Origin of the sequence: Cyanobium sp. PCC 7001 (genome assembly GCF_000155635.1) — a bacterium.
Classification (GTDB): Bacteria; Cyanobacteriota; Cyanobacteriia; order PCC-6307; family Cyanobiaceae; genus NIES-981.
Window position 1 is genome coordinate 1,286,369 of the sequence record NZ_DS990556.1, and the last position, 16,912, is coordinate 1,303,280.

The 16,912-nt window shown below is 61.0% G+C and carries 17 protein-coding genes, 1 tRNA gene and 1 pseudogene; 9 read left to right on the plus strand and 10 right to left on the minus strand.

Annotated features, from left to right (window positions below; all coding sequences use genetic code 11):
* The first annotated feature begins 22 nt into the window (after positions 1 to 22).
* Positions 23 to 265 (plus strand): hypothetical protein, encoded by a 243-nt coding sequence (locus CPCC7001_RS06330; RefSeq protein WP_043368694.1) that lies wholly within the window; start codon positions 23 to 25, stop codon positions 263 to 265.
* Here the strand turns inward: CPCC7001_RS06330 and CPCC7001_RS06335 are convergent.
* The 4 genes from CPCC7001_RS06335 to CPCC7001_RS06350 form a co-directional block, all read right to left on the minus strand.
* Positions 236 to 607, minus strand: a complete 372-nt coding sequence (locus CPCC7001_RS06335) for a YciI family protein (protein ID WP_071778277.1) — start codon at positions 605 to 607, stop codon at positions 236 to 238. The genes CPCC7001_RS06330 and CPCC7001_RS06335 overlap by 30 nt on opposite strands.
* Positions 608 to 669: 62 nt before the next feature.
* Positions 670 to 897 (minus strand): hypothetical protein, encoded by a 228-nt coding sequence (locus CPCC7001_RS06340; protein ID WP_006910832.1) that lies wholly within the window; start codon positions 895 to 897, stop codon positions 670 to 672.
* Positions 898 to 1,243: 346 nt separating this feature from the next.
* Positions 1,244 to 1,328 (minus strand) — tRNA-Ser (locus CPCC7001_RS06345).
* A 40-nt stretch (positions 1,329 to 1,368) separates the two neighbouring features.
* Complete coding sequence (locus CPCC7001_RS06350; protein ID WP_225867188.1) at positions 1,369 to 2,772, minus strand: ComEC/Rec2 family competence protein; 1,404 nt, start codon at positions 2,770 to 2,772, stop codon at positions 1,369 to 1,371.
* A gap of 67 nt (positions 2,773 to 2,839) precedes the next feature.
* Here CPCC7001_RS06350 and CPCC7001_RS15020 point away from each other — a divergent pair, with 67 nt between their 5' ends.
* The 6 genes from CPCC7001_RS15020 to CPCC7001_RS15040 all read left to right on the plus strand — a co-directional run bounded on the left by CPCC7001_RS15020 (position 2,840) and on the right by CPCC7001_RS15040 (position 7,202).
* Positions 2,840 to 3,007, plus strand: coding sequence for a hypothetical protein (locus CPCC7001_RS15020; RefSeq protein WP_156796695.1), 168 nt, complete (start codon positions 2,840 to 2,842; stop codon positions 3,005 to 3,007).
* 216 nt (positions 3,008 to 3,223) lie between these two features.
* A complete protein-coding gene (locus tag CPCC7001_RS15025) occupies positions 3,224 to 3,856 on the plus strand; it encodes an SLATT domain-containing protein (RefSeq protein ID WP_225867189.1) in 633 nt (210 codons plus the stop codon).
* Between the two features lie 291 nt (positions 3,857 to 4,147).
* Complete coding sequence (locus tag CPCC7001_RS15030) at positions 4,148 to 4,897, plus strand: hypothetical protein (RefSeq protein ID WP_156796697.1); 750 nt, start codon at positions 4,148 to 4,150, stop codon at positions 4,895 to 4,897.
* Entirely contained in the window at positions 4,897 to 5,730 is an 834-nt protein-coding gene (locus CPCC7001_RS06360; protein ID WP_006910467.1) for a hypothetical protein, read from the plus strand. Before CPCC7001_RS15030 ends, CPCC7001_RS06360 begins: the two co-directional genes overlap by 1 nt.
* Positions 5,727 to 6,206 (plus strand): hypothetical protein, encoded by a 480-nt coding sequence (locus CPCC7001_RS15035; RefSeq protein ID WP_156796698.1) that lies wholly within the window; start codon positions 5,727 to 5,729, stop codon positions 6,204 to 6,206. The genes CPCC7001_RS06360 and CPCC7001_RS15035 overlap by 4 nt, the downstream gene beginning before the upstream one ends.
* Before the next feature lie 123 nt (positions 6,207 to 6,329).
* A complete protein-coding gene (locus tag CPCC7001_RS15040; RefSeq protein WP_006909055.1) occupies positions 6,330 to 7,202 on the plus strand; it encodes a hypothetical protein in 873 nt (290 codons plus the stop codon).
* A gap of 1,212 nt (positions 7,203 to 8,414) precedes the next feature.
* Here the strand turns inward: CPCC7001_RS15040 and CPCC7001_RS15045 are convergent.
* Together CPCC7001_RS15045 and CPCC7001_RS06380 are read right to left on the minus strand one after the other, a co-directional pair.
* Entirely contained in the window at positions 8,415 to 9,140 is a 726-nt protein-coding gene (locus tag CPCC7001_RS15045; RefSeq protein ID WP_156796699.1) for a hypothetical protein, read from the minus strand.
* Positions 9,140 to 10,636, minus strand: a complete 1,497-nt coding sequence (locus CPCC7001_RS06380; RefSeq protein ID WP_071778279.1) for a terminase large subunit domain-containing protein — start codon at positions 10,634 to 10,636, stop codon at positions 9,140 to 9,142. The genes CPCC7001_RS15045 and CPCC7001_RS06380 overlap by 1 nt, the downstream gene beginning before the upstream one ends.
* 569 nt (positions 10,637 to 11,205) lie before the next feature.
* Between CPCC7001_RS06380 and CPCC7001_RS15995 the strand changes: the two genes are divergently transcribed.
* Positions 11,206 to 11,340, plus strand: a complete 135-nt coding sequence (locus CPCC7001_RS15995) for a helix-turn-helix domain-containing protein (RefSeq protein WP_225867281.1) — start codon at positions 11,206 to 11,208, stop codon at positions 11,338 to 11,340.
* 118 nt (positions 11,341 to 11,458) lie between these two features.
* Positions 11,459 to 12,046, plus strand: coding sequence for a tyrosine-type recombinase/integrase (locus tag CPCC7001_RS16000; protein ID WP_071778280.1), 588 nt, complete (start codon positions 11,459 to 11,461; stop codon positions 12,044 to 12,046).
* Positions 12,047 to 12,103: 57 nt separating this feature from the next.
* Here CPCC7001_RS16000 and CPCC7001_RS15050 read toward each other — a convergent pair whose 3' ends face one another.
* The 4 genes and pseudogenes from CPCC7001_RS15050 to CPCC7001_RS06390 form a co-directional block, all read right to left on the minus strand.
* Positions 12,104 to 12,541, minus strand: coding sequence for a hypothetical protein (locus CPCC7001_RS15050; protein ID WP_198006459.1), 438 nt, complete (start codon positions 12,539 to 12,541; stop codon positions 12,104 to 12,106).
* 472 nt (positions 12,542 to 13,013) lie between these two features.
* On the minus strand, positions 13,014 to 13,220 hold the full coding sequence (locus CPCC7001_RS15760) for a hypothetical protein (protein ID WP_006909622.1): 207 nt from the start codon (positions 13,218 to 13,220) through the stop codon (positions 13,014 to 13,016).
* 189 nt (positions 13,221 to 13,409) lie between these two features.
* Positions 13,410 to 13,556 (minus strand): annotated as a pseudogene (locus tag CPCC7001_RS16005) (DUF4236 domain-containing protein); the annotation flags it as partial.
* A gap of 495 nt (positions 13,557 to 14,051) precedes the next feature.
* Entirely contained in the window at positions 14,052 to 16,757 is a 2,706-nt protein-coding gene (locus CPCC7001_RS06390; RefSeq protein WP_006910192.1) for a VapE domain-containing protein, read from the minus strand.
* Positions 16,758 to 16,912: the final 155 nt, after the last annotated feature.

A 16,912-nucleotide genomic window follows, 5' to 3' on the forward strand; every position in this document is an offset into this window, starting at 1 on the left:
CTGCTGTCACGTTGCTGGGCCCATGCCGATTCGCGAACTCCTCGAAGAAGCCCTCCAGGAGCCGGACATCGGGACCACTGCCTGTTTCCGGTGGCATGCCACGCCCGTGGGCATCGCGGCCCTCTGGCATGCGGGCAAGGCGCCCACCGCTCCCCCTTACGAGGATGCGCTGAAGGAGGGACTGCAGGTGGGCCTGGACCTCAGCCGGGAGGAACGGGAGTTTCACCAGATCAGCTCAGGACTGGTGCTGCTCTTCCACTCCTGATCGTCCAGCGCTTTCTGATCGTCCAGCTCTGAACCCGTCTTCACTGGCGCCGGGGCTGCCGTACACCGTGGCCCAGGCGTGCAGCGTCCAGCGCACGCAGCCCCGCCGGATCAGCGGGTCCTGGCGCACCAGAGCATCGGCCTGCTCCCAGGTGTCGGCCCAGAACAGCAGCATGCCGCCGGCCCCATCCCCATTGCAGCCGCGGCGATCGGCCCAGTAGCCGCTCACGGGCCGGTGCCCCTGCTGCTCCAGCTGGGCCAGCCAGGCGAGATGCTCCGGCACCACCGCATCGAAGCGGGATTTGGTCACGATCCCCTCCTCCAGCTTCACGAACCAGGCCATGGCCCGACCCACACGCTGCTCACCAAATCGGTGCTCACCAGGCCCGCCGACGCCGACGCCACTCAGGCCTCAGGAGCCTGGTCGCTCGAGGCCGCACAGCCGGCCGGCGCCCGCAGCCCTTCGAACAGATCCCCCAGCAGGGTGGCCATCTCGGGGGGCAACGTGGCCACCGGCACCGAATCGGCGGCCAGCACCACCATGGCGCAGGCATCCATCAGCCGGGAGGCCTCCTGGGCGTTCAACGAGACCAGGAACTGGCCGTCGCACTGGGTGATCCGCATCACCGTCACCAGGCTGCTGGAGCTGAATCCAACCTAGACACGGCACCAGGAGGGTGCCACGGGCACATCCGCGCGTAACCCAGTCGCCATGGGCTCGATTGGCGCCTGCCGCGGCACCGCCCAAGGCAACAGCCATGCCAACGGCAACCCGACAGGCACGAGCAGCGACGGGCCCCATCCTGAGAAGCGCCGTTCACGGTCTGTAATACGATTGTGACGAAGACGTTCCTCGGGCGGGCACCATCCGGTTACCGCCTTTTTCATGGGCTGCGCCCAGGGCTCTGGTCCGAACCCAGGCCTGCTCCGACCCTGGGGATCGTGACCGTCAGGCCGGGCCTTGAACAGCGGATCGAAACGGAGAGGGTGGGATTCGAACCCACGGAAGGTTGCCCTTCAAACGATTTCGAGTCGTTCGCTTTCGACCACTCAGCCACCTCTCCAGGTGGGAGCCCAGCGGGCCGCGGGCACTCTAAAGACCGGTCAGCCCCACCCCTGCTGCAACGAGCCACTGGGTCCCGTGGCCGCCCAGCCCGGAGGCAGTGGGGCGCCCCCTGTGGCTTCTGCGCCGTCACCGCCGCTGAGCCAGCCACCGCTCAGCCACACGGGTTGGTCGCGACTGGCGGGCAGTGACCGCCGCTCGGCGGGCCGTGGCCGAAAGCCGAGCCAGAGGCCTTCACCCACGGGCAGCGTTGGGGGCTCGGCCTGCTGCCGCCAGGCCCACAGCGCCTGACGATCGGGCAGCAGCAGCCAGCGGCGGGATCCCAGGGTCAGTCGCACCGCCCGGCTGTCCGCACTGAGGGCCTCCGCCACCAGGCCGGGGCTGCCCAGCCACTGTCCCTGCTGGAGCGGCGGACTGCCGTCCTCGCTGGCCAGCACCAGTCCGGCCTGAGCCTGCCAGCAGGCCGGTTCCGCCGCGGCCAGGGGATCCAGCACCAGCACCCAGTCGAACCGGGCGACGCCGAACCCGGTGGCCAGCTGGCGTGCCCGGGAGCAGCTCAGCCCATCGGCCTGGGTGCTCACCAGCGCGGCCCGGCCCTGGTGGCGAGCCAGCAACAGGTCCCGCTGGCCCTGGTGCACCAGCACCAGCTGATCCCCCCGCAGCAGCGCCAGATGCCCCAGGGTCGCCAGCATCAGCAGCCCCGGCGCCAGGCGGCGCCACCAACGCGGCAGCCCAGACAGGCCGATGGAGCCCAGGGCGAGGGCCAGCAGCAGCACCAGCAAGGGAGTCGGGCGGCCCAGCTGCCACTGGGCCAGCGGCAGTGCGGCCACGGCCTTGACGATCCCCAGCACCACGCCCCCCAGCCAGGCCACCGGAGGCAGCAGCACAGGGATCAGCCCGGGCAGCAGGGCCGCCAGCAGCGCCATGCCCATGGCCCCGAGGGTGAGCGGGGTGAGCAGGGGCGCCACCAGCAGATTGGCGGGCACGGCGTAGAGCGGCACCACGCCGAAGTGGAACAGCTGCAGCGGCAGGGTCCAGAGGGAGGCCGCCAGCGGCACGGCCATCGAGGCGGCCAACCAGGCCGGGCATCGCTGCGGCAGGCGTTGGCGCAGGGCCTGTTCGAGGGGAGGGGCCGCCACAACGAGGGCCGCGGTGGCCACCACGCTGAGCTGGAAGCCCACATCGGCCAGCCAGGCCGGCTTCAGCAGCAGCAGCAGCAGGGCGCTGGCCATCAGGATCCCGAAGGGACGTCCCTGCTGGCCGCACTCGATCACGGCCAGCGCCATTCCGCCCATCAGGACGGCCCGCAGCACCGACGGCTGCGGACCAGCCAGCACCACGAACAGGACCATGGCCCCCAGGGCCAAAGCCAGCCGCGGCAGCCGGGGCAGGCGGCGACCCAGCGGCAGCACGGCACCCAGCAGCACCCCTAGGGCGTCAAGCAAGACCCCTGTGTCAACTGCCACCAGCGCCAGCGCCATGACCACAACCGCCCCAGATCAAGCCGCACGCGTGCTCAGCCAGCGAGACCTACTCCGCGAAGAAGGCTGCCCATGGGCCAACACCGAAACCCACGGCCTCTACCTGGCCATCAACGACTGGCTCGCCGACTACGGCTGGGCCTTCGGCCACATTGACCCCGACACCGCCAAGTACGAGGCCAACTTCTCTCGGCGCTAGCTCGGCTTGCACCCGAGCGTAAATTGACTTTGTGTAACAGGGAGAGCAGTTGGGTTTCTGCCCCATGAACCACAGCTAACTTTTGGATCTCGATCCTGAGATCTCAGGAGGGGGGGGGTTCGAGAATCAGACGATCACCGCCCGAATTGGCTATCGGAAAGGCAATGGCCGATGGGGGGTGAATCACAGAACCATCAAATACAGAGTTAGATGCTTGTGACAACAGAGGATCTCGATGATAGCGTCAAAGAACTCCTTAGGCGCACAAAGAAAACCAGCAAGTCACGGTTCCGCGCCAGCGCTCGCCTTGAAAGGCACCACAAATTTTCGCAGTGGACTGTCGCGTTACTGTCCGCCGCCCTCGTACTAGTCCCGTTGGCCAAAGCGTTTGAAGTACAATTTAGAATATCCACTCAATACTTGAGCGCATTACAGGCAATTTTGGCAGTGTTGCTGCTCGCATACTCGCTGTTACTCGGCCAGGAGCGATTCATTTCTAGAGCAGAGGCAATGCATAGAAATGCTGTAGAGCTGGGACGCTTCGCCAGAAAGCTTGCCGGACTGGAATCATCTAATGTTGACGATAACTTGTATAGCGGGTTGGTAGAGGAATACTATAGCATTCTTGAGAAATACGAGAACCATACTTCTTCAGATTATTTGTATACACTTTTGCAAATTGAACGCCCGAGAACCACAGTTGGCCATGTGCGCTATATCTTCATCTGGCTCAAGGCAACAGCATTGGACTTGATCTCCTATAGTCACTACATCGTAGTGCTAAGCTTTTCTTTTTATATTGTTTTTATTATACTTTCAGCAGTCGTAAGAAGTGAAGGGGGCCAGTAAAGTGCACCCAGCCAGGCACTGCACTCGGCACCAACTGCTACGCAATTTGATCCAAGTGAGCTTGGTCACTAGACGGTGACACCTCAATGGGCATTGGGCTCATGCCCACTTGTCAGCCAACCTACATAGTGAAACTCACAGCTAGTATGACCAGCAGCAAAAAGCATCCCACCCGAGCGCAGCCCAGGCAAGGATGCGGAAGACGCTCTCCCCAATTATCCCGCTACGTCACCTGCCCTAACCACTGAATGGGCTATTGCGTGTAAAATTGACTCCCATAGTGCTGTATCAATGGCCGGAGAAAAACCGAGCATCCTAAGCAAAGGATTACATCCTGATAATAGCAAGTCTGAAACGGCCGGAGGTTATGTTTCAGCAGAGAGCGGGCCTATTGGCAAGCGTGGCTACATAGAAACACCGGTAAAAGCTGCCGACGACCTACCTCAACCAGCCGACGACGTTCCCGACGCCGAGATTGAGGAGCTGGTCACAGCCGAAGAGGAGACCCAGCCAGAAGGCGAAGACGGCACCCCGCCATGGGCTGAGGCTGCCCTCAAGCTCATTGATGAGGCGAAACTGCCAGGCGTTCCGACCCGCGAGAACGCCTTCCTGTCCTGGCTTGCCGAAAACACCACTGCGGCAGGTTGGTTACAGGCTCACTATCCCCTACTTGCAGAGAAACTCGGCCTAGAGACGGCCTTACCGGTGGAACTATTCCGCGTCGCCCACGGGAAGGTCGAGGCCAGCCCCGCGCTTGGCCGCCAGCTCCTTGATACCAACCTCGATATTGAGACCATGGTGGCGATGGTGCCGTCTAAGGCTGCGCTGATTCGTAAGTCGATCGACCTTTGGCAGACCGACGCCGAGAAGCGGATGCGGGAGAAGTTGGAGGCGCTGAGGCTCACCAATGCCGAAAACGAGGTGCGGGATAAGGCACGTATCGCCGCCGTCGGTGCTCCCGCCCCCGCCGCCAGGCAACTGGAACGCCAGGCAGCAGAACGGAAGATCCTCAAGGCCGCACGCGCAGCGGGGCAGCTCTGATGGGACGCCTCTCACCGCCTCGGCTTGGCTCGACAGTCAGTTACGACGGCCATGGTTGGCAGGTCACCGCACACCGCCCCGGTGGCGTCCTGGAGCTGGAGCACCATCAGGGCAGCCAATCCAACTTCATGGGTCGAGGCACGGTCTCCCGTGTCACCACGACGGCGAACGTCTCGGCCGTGACGGTGATGAGCCAGCCCCCGATCGTTCCGTCGATCTTGGAGGACGGCCCGCCACGCATCACCGATAGCGAAGGCAACCTCATTACCTCCATGGCGTGCGGCTACCAAAAGCGGGGCTATGTAGCGGGAGGCGGCATCGAAACCATGCCGACCCTGCTGGCCTTCGGTGCTGGCTCCATCGAGGCCAGCCAGCCATCGCCGGGGTCTGAGGCGTCCCACCGCACCGGACTCACCCTGATGGGTCCAAGCCTTCGGCATGACCGAGCAATCCTGCTCAGGGCGCTCCACGGGGGCAATGGCGCGGTGATTGTGGAGAAGGCCGACCGGTCGGGCCAGGTGTGCAGCCAGGCCATCCGGGTCGATGGCATCGAACGACCAACGATCCGATGCTCCATTCAGCACCCGGTCGCTGGTGACGTGGTGACGTTCTCAGCCGACACGCTCACCGGGACGAACACCACCGGGATGATCTGGCAGGAGTGGCGGATCTCCAGGCCCTATGCCACCCGGCGATGGGAGCCCTTCGTACCGGGCTGGCAAGTGCAGCTCTATCCCGGCCTGTGGCGGATTCGCTGCCTTGCCGGTGGGCAGCTCACTAGTGGAGAGGAGACAACCTCTGAGGCTGAGCTGAGGCTGGAGGTTGCACCATGACGACGAGCTGGCGTTACGCGGCACCGGCTCGGCCCCAGTTCAACGTCGATCAGTTCGACACCGACGGAAACCTGATCCCTAAGCCGGTTGCACCATTGCCGTGGACCTCAGGCCTCGATGACGAGCTGGATTGGAAGGGCCACGCCCAGACGCCGATGCTGCGCCTGATCCCCTCGACACCGGCACCATTCCCGCCTGGTCATGCGTTCACGGCAGCACTGGGGCGGCTGACTTACGTGCCATCACTAGTGGAAGCTGCCAAGACGTACCACTCGGCCGTATCGCCGGAATACTCAAACCGCTGGTGTGACTGGACCGGTGTGAGGTGCGAGGTGATCGACCGGGAAGTGGCGGACGTGGCATGGGTGCAGCTACCCGCCCCAGGAGTCCGCATTGCAGCGCATCGGGCGGGAACCACTGAGCTGGTGATCGAAGTAGGGGAGTACGTCCACCGGTACGGACTGAACGTGAACTGACCGTGCGGTTGACTTAATGCAGTAGGCAAGATTTAGGAGGACGTAGCATCAACCCTTAACTCCTGATAAAGTCATCTTGCATACAGACAGCTCAGCCCTCTAGCAATTAGTCAAACAGCAACCATGCAACAACCTGCGGAAGCCGAACAGAGCACGAATCTTACGACCTATCCCTCTCCAGAAGATTTTTGCCTGAGGACACCCCTCTACACCAAGTTTTCCTTTGAAGACCGAGGGGCTGCATCTTTTGAATCACTTGGGTGCTTTAGCGGCACACTTGACCTATACTGCAACGAGTGCGGCCAGCAAAGCGTATTTAAGGTTGGCACAAACGATCAGGAAGCGCGCTACAATCAAAGCAGCGGCTTAGCCTCTAGCTTTGGTGGTTTCCGCCACGAAAACTATATCTTTTATCTGGGATTAGCCTGTTCAAGAGACTCCTCCCATCAAGTTTATTTCATATTCCGAGCACATAATGGCGTTCTTCAGAAAATTGGCCAATACCCTTCCCGTGCCGATCTTGAACGACCTGATATCGGCAAGTATAGATCCGTACTTGGCAAAGAACGCCATAGAGAGCTGGTATGTGCAATCGGCCTTTCAGCTCATGGCATTGGAGTTGGAGCATTTGTATATCTTCGACGCATTTTTGAACACCTTATTGAGCAAGCCCACAACAAAGCCAAGACCGCTTCCGACTGGGACGAACAAATGTTTTCCAATGGACGCATGGACGATAAAGTTAGGCTTCTGAAAAACCATCTTCCGGATTTCCTTGTCGACAACAGCCACGTTTGGAAAATCATGAGCAAGGGTGTTCATGCCCTAAGCGATGAAGAATGCCTCAGAAATTTTGAAGTGGTCCTAGTTGCTATCGAGTTAATACTGGATGAGGAGCTGGCAAAGCTTGAAAAAGAGAATAAACAGGCCGCCGCTACGAAAGCAATATCGGCACTGAGCAGTCAACTAGGCGCCTCGACGTCAACCGAAGAATAATGCCTTAAGTTTGTTTAATTGAGTTTAGATATCTTTTCTTCCCATACCTTTCAGCGGTTTGACAGGTTAAAGCTGAAGCACACAGAGCCTTCCCCCCTCGTCTCATGTATTCCCAAATGCGTCAAAGAACGCCTCTTCAAGCACCGCCTCGGTCTCCTCAGACAGGCGGCCGTGGCAACCCTCTGCCCTGTGGCTTGGTTCGTGCAATCTAGATTTCGGTGCCAACGACAGCAACCGCACTGGTACTTCCACCTTGAGGCGGACTGGTAGCGGCTTGTACCTCGCTACGGGTCGGGGCTCCTCGTCAGGGTGCAGCGTTCGGTCCCTCCCCTGTTGCTTCAACTCCTCCACCGTCAGCCGCCGCGCCTGGCGTGCCTCCTCGCACTCCACCACCCCAACCCATGCACCACTGGGCTGGCGGCGCACACGGCCTCGGTAAGTCCCGATCCGCCCCCAATGCTCCTCCGGGATCGCACCCATCCTCGGGATCACCACAGCCGCACCTAGGGCTGGCTCCACGTTGAGGTCGATCTCCGCCTCCTGCCGCCGTCGTTCCGCCATCTCCCGCGTGGTGCGTTCCATCTCCCGATGGCGTTCTCGGTAGGCGTCGTCATTCGCCATCCGCCACCGATGGAGACGATCCGCCGCGACGGCCTCACCCAACGTCCTAGGGGCAGCCATTAGGCCTTCCTCCGCCGCATCGGCCGCTCCCGGACCCATTCATCCGGTCTTACCAACGTCGTCTCCCACGCCCACCGCCCATCCCGATACACCCTCACTTCCACGTGGTCGTCATCCACTGCCACCAACCGAGCGGGCCTTTCGTCCAAGTCAAGGACACATGGCGGGTGATGGCTGCGGCGCTTAAGCCTAAGGAGCCCCAGTTCCTCGTGGTCATAGCCATTCATCACACCCAGGCCGCGAAAGATTTCTCCATCAATCGGTCTATTGTCCCATCCTTATGAGCTTCCCGGTAAAGCCGCTTGGCCTTCTTGGGATCCTCGCGGATTAACTGCGCTGCATTCGTCGCGTTACGGGTACCCATCGAAAACGGATTGCCACCAACGTCCCTAGCCCCGTTGGTGTAGGTCGTGGGGCGCACCATCCGGGAAGGTCCCGTCTCACGGTCGCCTCGCTCCATCCGTTCGATCCTTCGGTCCAGATCCGCCCGTAAGGCCTTGAGCCGTGCCAGTTCGTGCTGATCCGTCGTCCTCATGGCTGATCCTCCAATTGCATGGCGACCTCCAGTAGGTCCGTGAGTTCATTGAGCTTGGCGGCCACCTCGGCCCTTTGCTCCTGTTGTGCGGCGCGACGATGGACCGCCATGATCTTGCCTTTCTTGATTGCCTCGGCGTGCTTGAGCCGCCTCTCACGTTCTCGCTCGGCACGCTGCATGGGGGTCAGAGCTGCCAGCTCAGCTAGCCTCTGCTCTTTTTCTTTCTGATGCTGAATTCGGCTACGACGACGCCAGTGCGTCATCTTATTATGATCCCGTTCCTTCATGCTGAGGCGCCCCATTTCATGCACCCAGTCCGGCCTGAGGCGCCGCATTAACTCCCCTTCCATTGCATCAACACAAGCCACAACCTCAGGGATTGTCCGTACGCGGTCGTAATCTTCATCATCTAGCAGCTCGACATAACGGATTGTTCGGACTAGGTCATACCCTGTCATATTCCGAATAAAGTCTTTATCCTTTCGATCGCAACGCCGTGGGCGGATCTGACGCCGCCATAGATTAACGATGTGCTCAATATGCCGCCGGTTCCGGTAGGCCTTCGGAACCCGGTGCACGCCGAACTCCAGCGAGCACACATAGCCTTGTCGTCCGGCATTGAGCAGTGCCCTTCGCTGGCGGTGCTCGTGATCGGCCAACTTGACCGTGGGCAACACCGCCCGACCGGTCAACAGCGCGTCAAGGGGCTGGGTATCTGGCATCACCGCCACCTCGGGCCGCTGGTCATCCCGACACCACCCGCCAGCGCTCGGCAGAGGTAAGCCGTGGCGTCTAAAGCGTGATCCGGCCCGGTGCAGTCGCCCTGGCGTGTGGGATGCGGCGAAACAGCCAGCAGGCTTGTCCAGTAGTACCGGCATCCCGTCGCGGCATACAGACCTGGAGCACCGCTGTTGCAACGATGGAACCGCTCGGCAATGAGGTTAAAACCGCTCACCCGATCACCCTTGGGGCTTGGCGTCATCACCAGTCCCGCCCGCCCCAGCTCCTCGCCAATCGACCCCTGAGAGGAACCGGTCTGGGCAAAGGCCGCCGCATCGAGCACCCTGTTACGCAGCGGAATCAAGGCCATCAGAACGCCCCAGCGCCGCACCATCGCCCCGACCATCACCGCCACCTCCCGCGTTGTCGCCAGACCGGTGGAACGTTCCGGGTCCAGCTCACCACTCGGCAGTGTCATGGCCGTATGCACCTCATCAAGCAGCACCAGCGAGTCCGGTGCAATGCGAACGCCGTCGATCACCAGCGTCTGAGGAACAAGCCAGAACAGCCCGCACCATGTCGGTACGGTGCCGCCCCAATCCATCGCAAGGAAGACCTCAGCGCCTGGAAGGGGACGCGGAAGCTGCCCATTCCATAGGTGAGCACCGGAGCCGCCTGGCGTTGGGTCCGGTAGGCGGGCAGGAGCTAGGTCGATCCCGGAGAACAACCCGCCGCCACTGGCGTCCCAGGAGCCCTCGATCTGTTGAGCCTCAAGGTGTGGTCGGCCGTAGGCGTCGGCCTTGAGGAGGCGGATGTAGGCCTCGCGCTGGTCCCTGGTAAGCGAGGTGTTGTCGAAGATGCTGGAGTGGGCAATGATCCAGCGCTGACCGCTCCAATCGGGTGAGGTGACGGGCGTGAGGTCACCCCTTACCCTCACCCTCACTAGTGGAGCCCATGCGGCTGAGTAGCGGTCGCCGGGGTTCAGCGTGACCACCAGTTGAGGATGAACGCCTGGCGCCGTGGTCCTCAGGTTTGTGGTAACCCGCCGGACGAGCTTCTGGTCCACAAGGCCGCAGTCATCGACAAGCAAAAACGAGTAATCACCACCCTGGAGCTTGTCCTGAGAGCGACTATCGCCTAACTGCTCAAAAGTGAGCGTGGCGCCATTCGGTAAGGTCCAACGCCGCTCGACCTTCTGAAACTTGGCCTTGCCTTTTGAGTACCAGCGGAGCAAGCCGTGGACCAGCGCCAGCAGCTTCTCCCCGCCTTTGAGTGACTCTCGGGCGATCACACCACGAAAGGCCGGACCATGGCTGTCCATGGCACGTAGGACGAGGATGGCAGCGAGGAGGCTTTTGCCTGAGTAGCGACCACCTGGCAAGGCAACCCAGCAATCGGGGGCAGCCTGTAGAGCTGTGGTGACCTTGACCTGCCACGAGAGGAGCTGAGGCGGACGCGTTGCCGTGGCTGCGGTCTTGGGCTGCGTGGCAGTGACCAACCGACTGCACTTCGCGTCTGCTGGCCGGATCCTAACCCACCTCCATAAATGTATGCGTTTGCCTGGCTCTCGCGGGGTTTAGCTATACCATAAAACCGCCTGTCCACAAAATGCGGGGGGAATGGGAGGCTCTTTCCCGGTACGATGTATGTGTCACCCCCGGCTTCGCCTCTGTTCCGCTATATTGATAGGGTCAGCATGAGAGGTTCTGCTGACTCCATTGCCCGTGGTGTCGGAACAACCTTCGGGGTCCAGTACGGCATCATCATCCCGACCGGGGAAAATGCTCTGCATTAAGCATGGCCGAATAAGGCGGGTAGGTGGCATAACCACAGATCGACAGTCCCCGATGGGTGCACATTCGGCGGGCTGACGACAGCAGTTGTGGGGAGCTGTAGGCAATGACGGAGACACTGGGGCGCCCCCACCTAACAACCACAAGGAATTAAGGAGCGGGACACCGAGCGGCAGTGATGCCGGTGTTCTGCATCATCACCACAACAGGTTTTGTCATGACGTTTTCATGATTAGCGGCATGGGCGCTTGTGGTGCTCGTGCTGCCTTTGGTGGTGGTCGCGTGGGCCACGGAGGCTGAGGGACAGCTATGCCGACGGCTGAGGCGTTACGGCTGGAGCCAGCAGAGGATCGCAGACCACATGGGGATCAGTCGGACGACTGTGAGGAGGCGACTTGCCGGGGCATAGAGGTCTCGACCGCCCAGGAGCACTTGTCGTTATGGAGTGGGTCCAAAGGCAACCCATATCCCAGTATTTACAGGCCACTTGTCGTAAGATATGGAAAGACAAGTCACCAGACCCACAGATGCCTAAGACCAACGGGAGCGGGCAGGCCGCCACCCTCACCAACGAACAGCTAGAGGCCCTTCTGGAAGCCGCTCCATCCCCTGAGCAGCGCTTCCTCTGGGCCGTCATGCGTTACACCGGCTCCCGCGTCACAGAGACGCTCCGGCTCACATGGGGCGCTATCCACAATGACCGAATTGCGTTCGTGGCCAGCACGACCAAAACCCGGACCACAAGGGAGCCGCGCATCGCACCACGCCTCCAGGGCGAGGTGGAGCGATACCGCAAGCATTGGGAGCAGCGTCATGGCCGCGCCTCGCGTCCCAGGGATCTGGTATTTCCCGGCAGATACGGGCTGGGAGAACCGATGACACGTCAGGCAGCAGACCTAGCCCTGAGGCAAACGACCGAGCGGCTGGGGCTTCCGCGTGGGATCAGCCTGCACAGCTTCCGAAGGTCCCTGGCAACGACCATGGTTCAGCGCGGAGCGAGCCTGAGAACAGTGCAGGAGTTCACCGGTCATGCACGGCTAGACCAGTTACAGCGTTACGTAGATGTGAGCCCGAGCGATATAGAGGCGGCATGGGCAGCTATTGGGGCGATGTAAGCAGCGCCGAGCAAATCAATCTAGACCAATAATCAGGGCACCCATTGCGAGGCTTTTTTATTGCCCATCCCTGGAATCGCCAGCATCAGAGGAGGGCAACTGGGCAGATTCTACGGGGGTAACATCAACCACCGAGGATTGTTGCACCTGAGCCGATCCCATAGCAGCAGGAATCCCACCACCCAACAGATCCGCAAGGTCATTAGAGCGGCAATCGTTGACCTCGACCTGGAGGTTTTGATCCAACACCCCTACGATTTCGGCAGAAGTTCGGACGGCACGGATAATCTGATTGGCGATTGGGGCGGCTCTGCCACCCTGACCACTACTAACCATTTGGTGCATGGTACGCGTAAGTCCACTAATAAGTGAATCTAATGTCCCTACATACTCGACTTTCTTCTCAGTTATGTAGCCTGAATCATAGACTTCCTCCATCTTCTCCCTGGCTACCTTCTTTAAGTCAGCCAGCACGGTGTTGTAAGTGATGCCCAAATGGATGGCTATTTCTCGCTTAGACTGCCCTTGGGTATAAAGCTCCCATGCTCTTGCCCGCCTTTCCCTAGGCGTTGGCTGCATTAAGTCCTTTTCGAGATCATGAACTCTGATATTTCGGACGTCCCGACCTCTGATAATGGTGCCACTTTGAGAATCTTTATTTAGGCTAGATCTGGCCATCGCTAATACTGATAATGAGCCCTATTGGCATGAGCGTCGTGAATTTAATAAGCAAAACTTATGTATTTTGCCCATGCCCCGATATCCTTCCGTTCCAGCTACATCAACTAACTCCCGATTAAACAACCCTTCGTAGGACCCACCTGGCTCCTCCAAACAATCAACAGGAACCAACAAAAAGGGCAGTATGGCCATTACTGCTCAGCGGTTCTCCCAATTTTACAGTGGTTCACCAGCCCCAGTGCCTGCAATTCCTCCAGGACCTAGAGGAGGGCTTGTCAGCAGCCTCCTAGGTGAATCCTTCTGGCGGCGGGGGTGGGGGTGGGGGTGGCGGCTCCAGACGTGGAGGAGGAGGTAATGTCACGTCTACAACCTCCACCGCCTCAATGTCTGAATACTCTTCAAGGAAGGCTTCCATCCGCTTTTTCCTATCTTCCTTTGCCTTCTCCAGCGCCTTCTCCTTCTGATACATATTCCATTTGTGGCTGTCGAGCATCTTTCCGCCGACCCACATTGCAAAGAATATCAGATATCCTACAAATAGTGGCGGAAAGATTAGCCCAGCTATTAATGCTACCAGAAATAAGACAACGCCTGGGCTACAACCCGAAGCCTGCGTTGCGTCACTCGCTTGGGTTGGTGCACTCCTACCGCCGCCACTCGGGATAGTGGACGTATAGGAGATCCCGGTTCCTGGGATGCCTGCCGTAACACGACCACGAGTGTTGTACGTAAGGCCTTTCCCGCCTATGGAGGCACTTACGCCTGATTTACTTAGATTTAGATATACCCCTTTCCCCAGTCTTACTCGCTTGCGAAATCTAAAGCCCATTTCCTTTGGGGGCCATTTTCAGTTCAACAGTAGTTATGCCGATACTTTTTGGCAACATCCTTTACCAAGAAATATGACAAGCAACAAGGTATTGACTGCGACATTTCAGTGAGGCTTTAGGTATTGGCTAATTCGCCTCCGCTGCCCGCCACCGCTCAGGGGGCCTGAGGCTTAGGAATTGATCGGTGGGTGAGGCGGCCCTGAGAGCGGCTGTGAGTGTTGCTGGCGTGGCTTGACCCCCTGGGATGCCTGCGAAGGCGCTGGAGCTGGCTGTGGGGCGATCTCAGACAGCAGGGATGCGACCTCTTCCGAGCTGAGGTCGAGGACGACGCCGGAAAAGGCATCAGCGAGGCGAGGGGAGTCCTTGTCGAGGTTGCGGTAGGCGGGGGCAGCGAAGGCGGCCTCTAAGGCGAGGCGGGCTTGGCGTAGCTGGTCTGGCGAGTGCGAGGCCATGGGCGGCAGGTCAGGGCCGAGCAAAGGGCGGCGCGGATTGCCTCAGGTTCGGGCAATGCCGTACTCGGGGAGGCGGTAGTGGGGCACGTTCTCGATGGTCTGAGCGCCGTCGGTGATCGTCCACGTCCTGAGCGGGTGGTTTGGGTTCGTGCGACCGACCACTCGCCATGGGCTAGGCGCACCATCTTCCTTGGCAGCAGCGCGGCCAGTGGGCGAGGACTCGGGCGTGCCGACCTCGGAAAGCTGGCGTGCCGACCCCGTGCCGACCGTTGGAACGGGCATATCAACTGCGGCGCAAGGGATTTCGGGGCGTTCCAACCTGTGCCGACCTAATCGCCCTAGTTGTGCGGGAGTACTGGGCTGTGCGTGGTGGTGTGCCGCCGTGTCCTCCACGCCCTTATTTTCTATTTCCTCCCCTTCTAAAGAAGGTTGGAACGGTTGGAACGGTGCATCAGACCCCGTGACGCCACTGGCTTCTTGGGCGTGCCAACCTCCGTCGGATCGGTCGGCACGGGTCGGCACGGGCGGCGAGGTCGGCACGGCGCCATCGTCTCCACCATCGACCCTCACGGGCATGTACCCGCTGCCAGGTGGAGCGACGAGCCCCGAGGGATTGCGGTAACGCCGCCTCTGCTGGACCCAGGCGTACCGGCCCTCATGGGTGCGGAACGTGGAGCCGGTGACGATACGGGTGGTTCGCATCTGAACGTCTCGGGTGATCCGTTCAAGCCCCAGGTCACTAAAGACCTGTTGGATCAGGACGGCTTGCGCGATGCCGTTCAGCTCGGGGTCAGGCACGCGTTCCAGCTCGGCGCGAATTGCCGTCTCCCATGGGTCGGAGATCATGGCTCCGGCCGCCCGCTCCTCTGCTTTCCTGCTGGCGGGGTCGGCAATCGGCAGCCAATTGTCGAGACCATCCTTAGACCACGAGGCGACCGACTTCCAGATCCGATCACGGTTGGCGGCAATCCATAGCGGGTCGGCTTGATGGACCACTGGCACGAGCCAAGCGCGACGGTTGCCGGTGTGGTCGTGGAGGACTTCGATTTCGTTGGTGGTGCCGAACAGGACCGAGCGGCGCGGATGATCAGTTGACTGCGTTTCCCACTTCTCCACGTAGTTGTCGAACCGCCTGGCCACAAAGCCCTTGAACTCGGCTGCTGACCGTGACCTGAGTACGCGGTCGATCTCCTCGATTTCCAGTAGCCAGACGGAGTTGACGGTGGTGAGGAACTCACGATCCTCCAGTGCCTTGATTTCGGTTCTGGCGGCGGCCATCCCATTTGGCGCCAGGGCGTGAATCGCCGTGCTCTTCCCTAGGCCTTGAGAACCCTGGAGGATCAGCACCTGATCGTGCTGGTGTCCTGGTTTGATGCCGCGCCGGTAGGCCCCAACGAGGTGGCGGGCCAGGAGTTCGTGGGAGAGGTGGTCGTCATCGGCGACGCCGAACCGCGAGGCAACCTCCGTCGGGGTGAGCGGCTCAAGGTCGGTCCGCGCTGCCAGGCCATCGAAGTACGCAGCGACGGGGTTGTAGGGGTTGCTTCGGGCGACGTACTGGAAAGCGCCTCTGACCCGATCACGTGGGGCCTCGATGCCGTGCTGATCGGCGAGGAACTGGTCGGCTAGTTCAATGCTGAGCATGGCGTTTCCGTCGATCTCGACCTCGCGCCTGAGCTCGTTCCAGCGGACGGTGTAGTGGGCACGGATAAGGGCTTGAAGTGCTCGGCGGGCGGATGGATTGGAACGGTTCACCCCCTGAACGGTCGGGGTTCCGCTGGCCCCCCCGTATTGGAGAGTTGGCGCGCAGGTCTTCGCGGCACCGGCCCGAGGGCTCGAAGCCTTACACCGTCGCGGCTCCCGATAGCCCCCGGCCTTGGCGAGGTAGTGCAGGGTGCGGATCGTTGCGGACCTTCCTCGGTGCCCCTTGCCAAGGCTGCTCCACTTCTCCAGACACTCGGCCTCGTCGAAGTTCGGCATTTGGCGGGACCACTCCACCCAGACGGAGAGGAGATCGGGATCGGTGTCGTGGAGCGCCATGCCGGCGCGTAGCCAGTCGCCGTAGGAGGTGTGGGCGGCGGGGTCGATGTGAGCGAGCATCTGCACCGCCCGCTCGGTGTCCTCAGCGGTGGGCGTTATTGGCTCGGTGTCGGGCAGCTCCTGGACTGCCAATGGCTCAAGTAGCCAGTCCGGAGCGACGGCGAGGCCTACGTCTTTTGGGTCACCACCTGGCCGCCACCGGTAGCGGCCGGTTTCGGGATGGGTGCCGATGATGACGGCCTGGTGGCGATCCCATCGCAGCTCCCAGAGGGTTTCGCCGTCATCGTTGCTCCAGGGCCGACGATTGCGGAGTGCTGGCCACCACTCGGGGGGCACTGTGAAGGCACGACCGGAGCGGCCTGGCTTGCCGCTGGTCCAGGAGAGCGTGGCAGGGAGGTCTTCGACGGTGTGACCGGTGACGGCTTGGAATGACTCACGCCACCCCTCGGCGTCAAGGTCGAGGACGACGACACCGGAGGCGGGGCCTGACTTGAGACCCCAAGCGGGCGGCATGAGGTCAAGTTCGGCGGCCTCTTGGGGGGAGAATTCGGAGGCGTCGATACCGCCGATTGGGGTTTTGTTGGCATCAACGCGGCATAGGCGAAGGCCGGTAGGAAGGCGTAGGAGGTCACGGCGAAAACGCTCGATACGCGCCAGGCCACCGGGGCGCTCGATGGTGGGGGAGTTATTGGCGGTAGCTGTGGCGGTCATTTGAGGACGTGGGCTGAACCTTCCTCAGATCCCGTCCGTCCGCTAGAGTCCTGTCATACCAGTTCAGGACTTGCTTTCGGGCAGTTTGCGCAGGCCTCGGGTTCCCAGCCCGAGGCCTTTTGCGTTGAGGGAGTATGTGGGTCCAGCCTATAGGG

Coding starts and splice junctions, on each gene's coding strand:
- CPCC7001_RS15035 (WP_156796698.1), top strand. CDS start 5,727: ATGACGACGAGCTGGCGTTACGCGGCACCGGCTCGGCCCCAGTTCAAC.
- CPCC7001_RS15040 (WP_006909055.1), top strand. CDS start 6,330: ATGCAACAACCTGCGGAAGCCGAACAGAGCACGAATCTTACGACCTAT.
- CPCC7001_RS15030 (WP_156796697.1), top strand. CDS start 4,148: ATGGCCGGAGAAAAACCGAGCATCCTAAGCAAAGGATTACATCCTGAT.
- CPCC7001_RS06335 (WP_071778277.1), bottom strand. CDS start 607: ATGGCCTGGTTCGTGAAGCTGGAGGAGGGGATCGTGACCAAATCCCGC.
- CPCC7001_RS06360 (WP_006910467.1), top strand. CDS start 4,897: ATGGGACGCCTCTCACCGCCTCGGCTTGGCTCGACAGTCAGTTACGAC.
- CPCC7001_RS06390 (WP_006910192.1), bottom strand. CDS start 16,757: ATGACCGCCACAGCTACCGCCAATAACTCCCCCACCATCGAGCGCCCC.
- CPCC7001_RS06330 (WP_043368694.1), top strand. CDS start 23: ATGCCGATTCGCGAACTCCTCGAAGAAGCCCTCCAGGAGCCGGACATC.
- CPCC7001_RS15760 (WP_006909622.1), bottom strand. CDS start 13,220: ATGCTCGACAGCCACAAATGGAATATGTATCAGAAGGAGAAGGCGCTG.
- CPCC7001_RS15045 (WP_156796699.1), bottom strand. CDS start 9,140: ATGCCAGATACCCAGCCCCTTGACGCGCTGTTGACCGGTCGGGCGGTG.
- CPCC7001_RS16000 (WP_071778280.1), top strand. CDS start 11,459: ATGCCTAAGACCAACGGGAGCGGGCAGGCCGCCACCCTCACCAACGAA.